Here is a 14,070-nt window from a genome sequence, read left to right as displayed (position 1 = left end):
TGAGACGTTAAGGTGAGACGTTAAGCAAACTGTCCAATCCCGCATTTATTTTGCTGAAAAATCGGGTAAAGTGCACCTTGGCGTCTTTACGCTCCAAGTTTGATAAAATGTCAGGTTCTATTCTTTGGACTTGACATTTTTAGTAGTACACCCAGTATGGGCATCAGTTATGTCATCGAATTCAATTGTCATAAATTGACGCATGTCAATGAGTAAACGAAAATATTTGGTTTTTTTGGGATCATTACTGGAAAAAACTATATCCTGCATAATAAGTTAGATAAGCGCATTTAGCCATTGATGGTTTAATAAAACAAATTAGATCCTCGCTTTACCAGATGGATAATTATATTTTATTAGTATGAGGATGGTTTCTTTATACAGTGGACCGTTCATATTTACCTTCTTATGAGAACTTTATCTTGTACCCCTAGCTAGGTTATATCGTGTTTTTTAGGCTAGCCCATAGTTGGAAAGGATAAAATTAATTCCTTGAATACCCCATAGTAAAGGAGTCTGAAAAGATGGTGAATGAGTATTTTTCGACGGAATCTGCTTCCAATCCGCAAAAATCTACGATTACTAATAAACTGTCAAAAATAATCGAAAGTGTATCCCAACTCAGTCCAGACGAATTAGAGCCGCAAAAACATTTTTTAGAACTGGGTTTAGACTCTATTCTTCTGTCTCAGGTGAGACACAGCATTAAAAGTACGTTTGGCTTGGATATCCCGATGAACGAGTTTTTTGAATCACTGACTACGCTGGAGTTGCTGACAAACTATATTGCTGATAGGGTAGCCTCGACCTCTGAAGAATTGACCCGGAATTCGGAGGAGCTTCAGTTGACTGCGTCGTCCAGTGTCACCTCTTCGGTGCCTTCCGTCTTGCCGGGCTGGAGTCAAAAATCCACTACCCCTATAGAAGATCCCGCATCCCATGAAAGCAAGCTATCAAATGAGGATATATTTGCGGGGAGAGAACGAATTTTAGAAATGCAACTTCAACTTATGTCGCAGCAAATGGAAATACTGTGTCAATCTCGGCTTACACCAGTGGCAATGCTTGAATCGCTTTCACTACAAACTGCTGTCGAGCCTCAGACATCCGCGATGAAGGAGATAGCTGCCACAGTTACTTCTGTTTCCCCCGTACAGGCTTCCGTGTCAACTGTTTTGCCAGACGGAAAAGAATCGAAAGCATTTGTTCCCTATCAAAAAATAAATGTGCAAGCCCATAATTCACTTTCACTTAGGCAGGAAAAGCATCTGCAAAAGCTGATTGAACATTATACGATGCGCACACGAAAGACCAAAGAGTATACTCAGCAATACAGGTCTGTATACGCCAATAACCGGAATGTGGCCGGATTTAGGCCTGCTCTCAAGGAAATGGTGTATCAGATTATATCTCAGCGTGCAGAGGGTTCTAAAATTTGGGACTTGGACGGTAATGAATATATTGATTTGACGATGGGGTTTGGGGTCAATTTGTTTGGTCACAACCCATCCTTTATTCGTGAATCGATAGAAAAGGAAATACATAACGGAATGTGCCTTGGACCGATGTCCAATATGGCCGGGCAGATTGCCGAAAAGATTTGCAAGATGACAGGCATGGAACGAATGGCGCTATATAACTCGGGGACAGAGGCGATTATGGTGGCTCTTCGGTTAGCTCGGGCTGCCACCGGGCGGGATAAAGTGGTGATTTTTTCTGGTTCCTATCACGGTACTTTTGATGGAATATTGGCATTGGGGGGGACAACGGATGACAGGGAACAACATTCCACTCCCCTGGCACCTGGTGTACTACAGCACATGGTGGACGATGTCGTTGTGCTCAGTTATGGAACGGACGAGTCACTCCAATATATCCGCTCCCATGCCCATGAACTGGCTGCTGTTCTCATAGAGCCCGTGCAGAGTCGTCGCCCTGATTTCCAGCCCGCAGCTTTTCTGAAGGAAGTACGACAGATTACGGAGCAATCCGGGACCGCGTTCATTTTTGATGAGGTAATTACAGGCTTCCGTATTCAGCCGGGGGGCGCGCAAGCGTGGTACGGGATTGAAGCCGACCTTGTAACTTACGGTAAAATCATTGGGGGCGGGCTTCCCATCGGTATCGTGGCAGGGAAAGCATCGTTCATGGATGGAATTGATGGAGGATTGTGGAGCTTCGGAGATGACTCTTATCCACCGCATGAGCAACAGCGGACGTTTGTAGCGGGAACTTTTTGCCATCACCCCCTGGCTATGGCAGCTTCCCTGGCCGTACTAGAGCAGTTGGAGAAGGACAGGGGGCAATTGCATAACGAGCTGAATAGTCGTACGAAGGCGTTCGCAGTAGAACTGAATCACTATTTTATGGAGGAACAGATACCTATAAAGGTCGTTTACTTCGGTTCCTTGTTCCGTTTCATCCTTAAAGGTGACTTGGAACTATTCTTCTATCACATGCTGGATAAAGGAATTTATATATGGGAAGGCCGGAACTGTTTTTTGTCAACGGCTCATACTACGGAAGATATAGAGCGGATTGTACAGGCAATTAAAGAGAGTGTTAATGAGCTGCGCAAAGGAGGATTTCTGCCGGATCTGTACCCTCATGAAAACCATCTAAACAAGCCTTTTATTCCTGAAACTGCAACTGCAGACCTTAAGGAATCGACGATTATGCTGACTCCGGATCAGAAGCAGTTATGGTTCGCCTCGGTCTCGGATTCAAAGGAATCGCAGTCGCTTCATGAGACTGTTTTACTGCGTTACCGGGGTCCGCTACATCTTAAGGAATTTAATGAAGCTGTCCATCGCATTGTTAAACGTCACGAAGCCTTACGCACCTTCATGGGAGATGATGGAGAAACGCAGATCATCGCCCCGGCAATGACCCTCAGCATTCCGCTGCATGATATCAGCAGTCTTTCTGTAGAGGAGCAGAAACACGATATTCGTGCTTGGATGGAGAAGGATAGGGAGACCGTATTCCCAATAAGTACGGGCGAACCTTTATTCCGTATCCGGCTTTTAAAAACGTCGAATGAGAAGCACATCGCTGCATTTACATTTCATCATCTGATTGCAGATGGCTGGTCCATCGGAGTGTTTTTCCATGAATTGGAACAATTTTATTCCGCTTGTGTACAGGGGGAACACTGCACGCTTCCCGACCCTGTTCCGTTTCGAGATTTCGCAGCATGGCAGCAAAACCAGTTAGAGGCAGGTGGAGCGACTGCCCTTGCTTTTTGGTCAGATGTACTTGCGAAGCCATTGCCCGCCCTTGACTTGCCGTCTCTCCAACGCAACATCAGCTCTCCTTCTTCGCGCGGAGCACGGCACACCATTGTGGTGGATGCACCTCTGGTGAAGCAACTGAAATCAGTCAGTATTCGGCTTGGCAACAGCATGTTTGTGACTTTATTATCTGTTTTCCAGCTTTTTTTACACAGAGTGACAGGCCAAAATCAAATCATGGTAGGTATTCCAACCGCAGGGCAATCTCATATGGGTGTGTCCCCGCTAATTGGCAACTGCGTTAACTTGCTCCCAGTGATTTGTGAGGTAGACTCTGGAGCAACGTTCACGGAATTCACACAGACGGTCAAGCGAGTAATGCATACGCTGGATGCTTATCAGAAATACAGCTTTGCCGGACTTGCCCAGATAGGATTAAGGCATTTGCCCGTCCTTAACGTGTTGTTTAATATGGATAGGCCCATTCCAGAGTTTCACTATTACGGACTGGAAACAGAATTGTTGGAGCATGAAATATTGTCCACTCAATATGAGTTGTTTCTGAATGTTACGGAGTCTGGTCAGCAGTTGCGGCTTGATTTCGACTATGCTGCGAGTCTTTTTCAACAAGACACTCTGGAAGTATGGGCGCAATACTTTTTACATCTGCTGAGCTCGGTTGTGCAGGAAGACGGAATGCGGATATCTGCGCTGTCTTTGCTTCGAAGTACGGAAAGGGAGCGGCTTTTGGAAGTGTGGGGGACATACGCGGATTCTAAAGGGAATTATCCTTGTGTCCTTGACAAATATAAACATCCGTCTCCTACGGGTACCATCGGACAAGTATATTTGGCCACATCCGCTGGTTTACTGGGAACGACGCTGGAATGGGCTTATATCGAGGTTGGAGGGAGAATTCGACATCTCGGTGCAGCCAACCGAGATGTTCTTATTCGCGGTCATCAAGTGAATCTTGAGCAGATAGAGAAACATCTTTTGCGAGCACTGGATTTGGATGCCTGTGTTTTGACGGCACGGAAAGACGGTGAGAGCAGTAACTCTTCGTATCTAGTGGCTTATATAGTGGACAATAATTCTAATTCGTGGGATATAGCGAAGCTGAAAGAGAGTGTTAGCTCAATACTTCCTGATTATGGGCAACCTCGCTTTTGGGTTCTGATGGATAGTATCCCTCTTTTGGCTGATGGGAAGCCGGATTTTCAATTATTGCCGAAACCAGAAGATATCAGGATAGAGGACTCGCAGAAGCAGGTTTCTGACAGCAATATGACTGAGGACAAACTGATATCCATATGTAAGGAAGTTTTGAATGTATCTGATATCAGATACAATGATAATTTTTTTCAAATGGGTGGAGACTCCTTAAAAGCGACTGTTCTTCTAAGCAGAATTAACAAGGAATTCGAAGTATATATTCCGCTGGTACAAATTTTACATTTGCAAACGATTGCACAACTGGCGGCACATGTAAAAGGAGGACAAAAGCGAAAGTTTGAGCCGCTTGTTCCGGCAGATTTACAGCCCTTTTATCCGGTATCTCCCGCTCAAAAAAGAATGTATGTGCTGGATCAACTGGGTGGAGGTGCAGCGTATCATGTATCGGGTCAACTGCATATAGAGGGAGAGTTACACGTTTCCAGGTTCATTGATGCAGTGAAGGAGGTTTTTTCACGGCATGAATCCTTTCGGACGTATTTTGAGATAGTAGACGGGGAAACCGTGCAGAAGGTACAGGATGTGCTTTTACTGGACATTCCTGTTACTCCAATTTCCGAAGAGGATGCTAATCACGCCCGTGAACTGTTTATTCAGCCATTTGACCTCAGTAAGGCTCCTTTAATTCGTGCTGAGCTGTTCGCAATCCATCGTGACCAATTTATGTTGCTGATCGATATGCACCATATCATTTCAGACGGCTTCTCAATGGCAGTATTAATGGATGAGATCAGTACGCGGTATCAGGGTATGCCACTTGCCCCCATTGACGTTCACTACAAAGACTATGTCGTTTGGCAAAAACAACATTATGCCGGAGACAGCCAAGCAAAGGATGAAGCATTTTGGTTAGACACGTTGGACGGCGAGCTCCCTGTATTAGACCTGCCAACTGACTTTGCTCGTCCGTCAAGTCAGAGCTTCGCAGGGGACAGCCTTACCTTCATTGTGCAATCCAAGCTGACGGATAGACTTAATCAATTGGCAAGAGACACGGGAGCAACGCTCTTTATGGTGCTTTTGGCAGCTTATAATGTGCTGTTAAGCAAATACTCCGGGCAAGAGGACTTCCTCGTAGGTACACCGGCAGCGGGTAGAGGGCATGCGGATACGGAAGCGATGATCGGCATATTTGTGAATACTTTAGTTCTCCGTAATCGACCGCTGGCGTCTCAGCCATTCAGTGCTTTTCTGGAGGACGTAAAACATAACACTCTGCTTGCGTTGGAGCACCAGGAATATCCATTTGACCAACTGGTCGACAAACTGGATCGAGTACGCGATGTAAGCCGCAATCCCATCTTTGATACGATGTTCAGTCTGCAAAATAAGGGAACAGAGGTCATTGAACTCAGCGGACTTCGTTTGCAACCGAATGAGTTTAATGCAGGTGTATCCAAGTTCGATCTTTCATTACATGTAACGGAAACTCAAGACCAGTTAACTTTCACCTGGGAGTATGCTACCAGCCTGTTTAAGCTGGAGACAATTGAGCGATTTGCCCTCCATTATATAAAAGTGTTGGAAATCGTAACTCAAGATGTCGGAATTCGCTTGGCTGACATGGATATGCTGACAGAAGAAGATAAGCACTTATTACTATATGAGTTCAACAACACCTCCGCCTATTTTCCGCGGGATGCAACGATTCACGGAAGGTTTGAGCAGCAGGTTAGCAGGACTCCAAATGACATGGCAATCATATTTGGAGATAAGTGTATGACTTACCAAGAGTTGAATGAGCTGGCGAATCGTTTAGCGCGAACGTTGCGGGCGGAAGGAGTGGGACCGGATCAGCCGGTAGGGATTATCGCTCAGCGTTCACCTGAGATGATGATTGGCATCTATGCAATTCTAAAAGCAGGTGGAGCTTATGTACCCATTGACCCGGGATATCCACAGGAAAGAATTCAATATATGCTTGAAGATTCGAAAACACAACTGGTGCTGACACAACCACAGTTTGCAGAAGAGCTGGAGCAATATGCGGACTGCAAGGTAATGGTGTTGGATTATGCTTCCACGATCATGGCTTTGCAAGCATCCAGGTCGACGGAGCCTACGACCGACTGCATGAGTAGCTGGCATGAAGATGCCTCCAACCTTGAACCTATAGCAGAACCCAACCATGCGGCCTATATCATTTATACATCCGGTTCTACAGGGAAACCGAAAGGGGTTATTGTTGAACACCGCTCAGTCGTGAATCGGCTCTGCTGGATGCACAATAGATACGGCCTAAGCGCAGAAGATACGATTTTGCAAAAAACTGCCTTTACTTTTGACGTATCCGTATGGGAGTTGTTCTGGTGGTCGATGGTAGGCTCTAAAGTAAGCTTATTGCCAATCGGCGGAGAAAAGTCTCCCGAACAGATCTTGAACACGATTAATGAAGACAAGGTAAGCACCCTTCATTTTGTACCCGCGATGCTGCATATTTTTCTGGAATATCTGGAGCAGCAGCCAAGGGAAACAGTGCAAGCAAAATTGAAAACGTTAAAACATATATTTGCCAGCGGTGAAGCATTGCCTCCTCAGCAGGTGGCGCGTTTCTATCGAATTATGTCAGGGATTGGAAGCGCAAAACTAATTAACTTATATGGTCCAACAGAAGCTACTGTAGACGTTTCATTCTTTGAATGCGAGCCTGTGGAAGAGCACTCGGTGATCCCGATCGGTAAACCGATTGACAATATTCATTTGTATGTTGTACAGGAAGGTACGGAGCGATTGCAGCCGATTGGAGTGGCGGGAGAACTTTGTATCAGTGGTATAGGAGTAGCCCGTGGCTATCTTAATCGACCGGAATTGACCAAGGAGAAGTTCGTTACTAATCCGTTTAACAGCGGAGCGGAGGGTTATGAGCGGATGTACCGCACAGGAGATTTGGCGCGTTGGATGCCTGACGGCAACATTGAATATTTGGGGCGGATCGATCAACAGGTTAAAGTAAGAGGATATCGTATTGAACTGGGCGAGATTGAAGCGCAGTTGCTGTCTGTAGACGGAATCCAGTCAGCAGTAGTCATAGCACGGGAGAACAAAGACGGCTACAAGGATTTGTGTGCATACTTTGTGGCTTCTGAGCCATTAAGTCCGCTGAACGTGCAGAATGCGCTCAAGCAGAAGCTACCGTTTTATATGATTCCAGCATATGTGGTGCCTATGCAGCAGCTTCCCCTTACGGCCAATGGAAAAACGGACCGAAAAGCTTTACCTGAGCCGGACCGACATGACTCTTTACAGACGGATTATGTTGCTCCGAGAACAGATGTGGAAAGGGCGCTGGTCGTGGTATGGCAAGACGTTTTGGGAAGTGATCATATAGGCGTTCGAGATCATTTTTTTCTGCTTGGCGGCGATTCTATTAAGGCCCTTCAGGTTGCCTCACGTCTGCGTCAGCATGGTTATTCCCTTGACATTTCTCTCTTGATGGAGCACCCGTTCATTGAGGATCTCAGCAAGCTTGTGACAACTTTATTCCGCTACACAGACCAGAATTCAATACATGGAGAGATTCCAATAACATCGATTCAACGGCAGATGCATGAACTGGGTACATTTTACACCTTACGGACGGCAACATCCATGCTATTTGCAGGCAACCCGCATTTCGATGAGGCTCTATTACGGTCTGTGCTGCAAACATTAACTACTCATCATGAGGGATTACGACTTGGCCTGGCGTCGATCGACGAACCGTCTGCCCTTGTATACCGAGATGAAAATGAAGAATTGTTCACGCTTGATGTGTTTTCACTTGTAGATGATGACCATGAGGCTAGCAAGCAATTACAGAGCGAATGCTTCCGAATTCAAAATAGTTATGGAATGTTTGAGGGACCCCGAGTACGCGCAGGCTTATTCCGGATGTCGGGCTCCGACCAGTTCTTCCTTTCTGTAGATCCGCTAGTGGCTGATCCCACATCTTGGCGTATCCTGCTTGAGGATTTCACAACTGCCTATGAACAAGCTCTTCACGGGGAGCTGATAGTGCTTCCTGACAAAACAGATTCTTACCGCTCCTGGATGCGGTGGCTAGAAGACTATGCAGACAGCAAAAAGCTGGCCAAAGAGAAACTCTACTGGCTGGATAAAGTTAATTTCGATGGCGAATTTATACCGAAGGATCATAAGGCACCTGCACATTCAGAAGCACTTCGTCCAGTAGAGCATTGCATCATACAGCTTTCGGACGAGAAAACAAGCCAGCTGTTAACACGGGCTAACCAAACCTATAATACGGTGACCGCTGAGTTACTGCTTGCTGCATTGGGACTGACTTTAGTGGAATGGTCTGGACAGTCTAAGATTGCCATTGGATTTGAGCATTATGATCGGGATCAACAAACTGTGACTTCGGACAAACCGGACCTTTCAAGAACCGTAGGTCAATTCGGTTCCATATATCCGCTTGTTCTGGATATGGAGCCTGGAGAAGACAGTTCTCTTTTGCTCAGAAACGTAAAGGAGACGGTCCGGCAAGTACCCAACCAGGGTTTAGGATATGGATTACTAAAATATGGAGCTGCATCCTCTGGCAGATCAGAATTTAATGCTCAGTATTACCCGGAAATTGGCTTCCGCTTGATTCATTCTGAACCGGTCAGTTCCTCTCACTTTCATACTTCGCCTATGGATGCTGAATTATGGTCCGGCCAGAATTGTAGCGTTTCTGATTTAGCCTATCCCCTCTATCTGGATGGGCGGCTGAAAGACGGTAAGCTTTCCATCTGCATGCTTTATAACCGTCACGCGTTTGAAGCAGATACTATCCGAATGCTTCAGTTGCGTTTTGAACATCATTTGTCGGGCATTATTCAGCATTGTCTGGACCAATCCGGACGGCAACTAACACCATCGGATGTGGGAGCACGTGGTTTGGATCTGGATGAGTTTGAAGACATGAAGCAGTTTTATGAGAATCTATAACGATTCGTACGAGGAGGATATCCATGATCGAAGGACTTGAAATTGAAAAAGTGGTCAACTTGACTCCCTTACAGGAAGGAATGCTCGTTCATGCGCTGATGGAACCAGAATCACAGGCTTATTACGAGCAATTACGTATTTCTATTCGGGGAGATCTGGATTGGAATGCCCTGCAAGAAAGCTTTCAGCTACTGGTTCAGCGTCATGAAACACTGCGCTCGAACATTTATCATAAATCCGCTTCTCGTTCGCGGCTGATTGTCTTTAAGAAGCGAAACACGGCGATTACTTACGAAAATATGATTGAGCTGACCGGAAAGGAGCAAGCCGATGCTATTCGTAGATTTATGGATGTGGACCGTAACACCCATTACGATTTGAGCAGGGATATGCTCATCCGGATGGCTGTACTTCAAACGGATAAAGATGCTTATACGTTACTTGTAAGTTTTCACCATATTATTATGGACGGCTGGTGTCTTGGCATCATAATGGACGAGTTGTTAACGGCCTATGAGGCTTATCGTACAGGCCGTCCCGTTCAATTGCCTGAACCACGACCTTACACCGGGTATGCCGACTGGCTTGAAGAACAGGATCAGGAGGCGGCCAAGGGCTACTGGAGTTCTGAATTACAAGGTTACGAACAAACGGCTGGACTTCCGATGCTAAAAACTCCAGCTACAACTCCTGAAAAAGGCGGCTATCTGCTGCAGGAATATAGAACGACGCTGACGGAAACAGAGACCAGCACTTTGCGGGCGATTGCTGAATGCAATGGGACCACGTTCAGCAGTCTTTTTCTGGCCGCCTGGGGAATTGTACTTGGTCGTTACAACGGAAGCAAAGACGTAGTTTTTGGCACGGTGGTATCTGGCCGGCCGTCGGAATTGGATGAAGTAGAGCGAATTGTCGGATTGTTCATTAATACCATTCCATTACGAATTAGATTAAATGAAGAAAAGAGTTTTGTTGAATTATTGCGCGATGTCCAGAGAGCCTCTGTCCAAGGAAGGAGGAACGGATACTGTTCACTTGCTGAAATCCAGTCGCAATCTGCACTCAAGCAACGCTTGCTTGATCATATCGTTGTATTCGAGAACTATCCGCTGGAAAACATGATCGGGAGACGGGACTGGCAAGACAAACTCGGATTCATTATTGAGGACGCTCGGTTATTCGAAGAAATACCGTATGACTTTAATATTGAGGTTGAAGATAAGAAGGCAATGAGTTTCATATTGTCCTATAACGGCAAGGTCTATAGCAGTGAAGCGATGAAGCATCTGGCCCATCATTTGAAGCATGTCTTCCTGCAAATTGCCAGTAATGCAGATGTTTGCCTCCGTGACGTTCGGCTGTTAACAACCGAAGAAGAGGCTAATATGACGAAATTATGGAGCGGACCCGTTGTCCAGTTTCCTGCACTTACTTTTCACGGGATATTCGAAGCGCAGACGGAGCGTACACCAGAACAAGCGGCCGTCATATATGAAGATACGATGCTCACTTACAGACAACTTAATGATAGAGCAGACGCTCTTGCCCATCTTTTGCAGAAGCGTGGAATTACACGGGAGAGTCTGGTCGCTGTCATGGTTGACAGGTCTGTTGAAATGATAGTGGCGGTGCTGGGCATTATGAAAGCCGGAGCTGCCTATGTGCCAGTAGATCCCGTGTATCCAGAAGAACGTATTGAATATATGCTGCGTGACTGCGGAACGACGATTGTGCTTACGCAATCTCACCTGAAGGGCTGGCTGAAAACAATGGATTTTATGGGCGAGGTAGTCGATCTCGCTACCTTGCCACTCCAGTCCGAGATGGATTCGAACAAGCAGTATATCTCCACATATGAGCCCAGCTCTTTGGCGTATGTCATTTATACATCGGGTACCACAGGTAAGCCCAAAGGCGTTATGGTTGAACATCAACAATATGTCAACACCGCACTTGGTTACAGACACAGCCAAGGATTTAAAGATTTCCCTATTAAGCTACTGCAAATTGCCAGCATGTCGTTTGATGTGTTTGCATGCGATTTGGCCAAGGCATTTGTCAATGGTGGTACCTTAGTCATTTGTCCTGAAAACGTGAGAAATGATCCAGCTGCCTTGGCTACACTGTTGGAGCAGCAGGAGATTACTACGTTTGAGACGCCGCCTGTGCTTTTAGCTCTGCTATTGAATTACATCTATGAGCATGATACAAATATCAGTTCCCTAAAGCTGCTTACTACTGGAGCAGATAGCTTGGCTGTTGCAGATTACCGTAAGATGTTGACCCGTTTTGGCAGCAAGATGCGGATTATTAATACGTATGGAGTTACCGAAGCCGCAATCGAATCTAGCTTTTATGAGGACGAGCTGGAAAAATTGCCTCTGTCCGGTATTGTCCCTATCGGCAGAGCTCTACCGAATCATAAGTTATATATTGTTGATGAGAGGATGCGTCCGGTCCCTGTCGGTGTAACGGGCGAGCTGTGTATTGGTGGAGCTTCTGTAGCGCGGGGATATCTGAACAGGCCGGAGCTTTCGGCTGAGAAATTCGTGTCTGATCCGTTCTTGCCCGGTGGACGCTTGTATCGTACGGGGGATCTAGCACGCTGGCAGCCAGATGGGAATATTGATTTTATCGGGAGAGCTGACTACCAATATAAAATTCGCGGATACCGGATTGAGCCTGGAGAAATCGAATCTATTTTGCTCGAAACGGAAGGAGTACGCCAGGCGGTTGTTGTTGATCGACTGGACACAGCGGGACAAAAGTATTTATGTGCCTATGTTGCAGGTGCAGCTGAGAAAGACATGCTGCGGGATAAACTGGCTCGGCAGTTACCAGTCTACATGGTTCCAGCCCAAATCATTGTATTGGAACAGTTGCCATTGACCCATAACGGGAAAATAGACCGATCCAATCTGCCCGAACCGGATGAAATAGCACCGTTGGATACCGTATATGAAGCACCACAGGATGAATTGGAAAAAACAATTGCTTTGATCTGGGAAGAAGTGATTGGTGTTAAACCAATTGGATTACACAACAACTTTTTCGAGCTTGGTGGGGACTCGATTAAAGCATTGCAAATTGCAATCCGCTTAAATGCCAAAGGCCTGAAAATGGAAGTAAAGGACTTATTCCGTTACCCTGAAATTCACCTGATAGCGCCGTTTATAAAAAAAATCACCCGTATCATTCCCCAAGGGATTGTAGAGGGGGAGGTAGAATTGACACCCATTCAACTCGATTTTTTTCAGCATCATCGGAGAGATCGTCACCATTATAATCAGGCGGTCATGCTGCAAAATGATGAAGGTTGGAATGAATTATGGCTGAAAAACGCCATGGACAAGCTGGTAGCCCATCACGATGCATTACGGCTCATTTTTGTGGAAGAGGAAAAGGGAGCCTCCGCCTATAACAGGGGAGTGAACGAAGGTGAGTTCTTTACATTAACGAGCTATGATTTGACACAATCAAGCCAGCCTGAAGAAGAAATCCGACACATTGGTGATGAGCTGCAAAGCAGTTTGGATCTGCAACGAGGTCCTCTCATACGTTTAGCTTTATTCCATTTATCCGGTGAAGATCATCTGATGATCGTTATCCACCATCTTATTGTAGACGGTGTGTCTTGGAGAATTTTGCTGGAAGATTTGGGCACCGCCTATGATCAGGTAGCTCGGGGTGAGATGCCGAATTTGCCTGCCAAGACTGATGCTTACAAAGAGTGGGCTTCAGGAGTGACCACTTACGCCGAAAGTGTACAGGTACGCCAAGAAATCAGCTACTGGAACAATGTAGACTCACGCAGGATACGTCGATTGCCAAGGGATCATGAAATCGCGGTTAGCCTGATACAGGATCGACGCCTAGCGGAGGTGGTACTCAGCAGGGATGAGACGGAAAAGCTGTTGAAGCATGTACATCATGCCTATCATACGGAAATGAATGATCTGTTACTTACAGCCTTGGGTCTGGCTTTTTATGATTGGAGCGGTTATAACGAAATCCCGATTTTGCTGGAGGGGCACGGTAGGGAGGAGATCATTAAAGATTTAGACATCTCTCGTACAGTCGGCTGGTTTACCTCCCTGTATCCTTTTGTAATCGAGGTCAACAGACCCGAAAATTTGGCCTATCAGATCAAAATGGTTAAAGATAAGCTGCGGCGGGTGCCTAATAAGGGCATCGCTTATGGTATTTTACGTTATTTGACCAAAGACCAGACTAAATCCGCTTCTCTAGTCGCAGCACCATTCCCGGAAATTAGCTTCAATTATTTGGGGCAATTCGACGAAGAAAACAGCGCAGACATGCTTTGGCGTATTTCCAGATTAGCAGACTTAGCCAATGGTGAGAGAAGCCCGCGTGCGGAAAAGACGAATACATTTGACATTAACGGCATGATAACGAACGGAATCCTTCGGTTTGGATTTGAATATAACGGGCTTGAATATGGTGCAGCAACGGTAGAGCGATTAACGATCGGCTTTAAAAAACATCTATTAAATCTTATCCATCATTGTTGCACTAAGGATCAGGCGGAGCGCAGCCCTACGGATTTTACATATAATCAATTGTCTATGGGGCAATTTGAACACATATCGAGCCGATTATCGGATAAGCTGGGAAATCTGTTGAAATAAAGGATATCCGCAAGTTGAAA

2 protein-coding genes are annotated in these 14,070 nt (G+C 45.9%); both read left to right on the top strand.

Annotated elements, in window-relative coordinates:
• The first annotated feature begins 527 nt into the window (after positions 1 to 527).
• A complete protein-coding gene (locus tag NSS94_RS25860; protein ID WP_445671553.1) occupies positions 528 to 9,401 on the top strand; it encodes an amino acid adenylation domain-containing protein in 8,874 nt (2,957 codons plus the stop codon).
• Between the two features lie 23 nt (positions 9,402 to 9,424).
• Entirely contained in the window at positions 9,425 to 14,050 is a 4,626-nt protein-coding gene (locus NSS94_RS25855) for an amino acid adenylation domain-containing protein (protein ID WP_341040498.1), read from the top strand.
• Positions 14,051 to 14,070 lie beyond the last annotated feature (20 nt).

Origin of the sequence: Paenibacillus sp. FSL L8-0644 (assembly GCF_038008165.1) — a bacterium.
Lineage (GTDB): Bacteria > Bacillota > Bacilli > Paenibacillales > Paenibacillaceae > Paenibacillus > Paenibacillus polymyxa_D.
The sequence above is the reverse complement of the archived record's forward strand: the minus strand, read 5'-3'. Positions and strand labels throughout refer to the sequence as shown.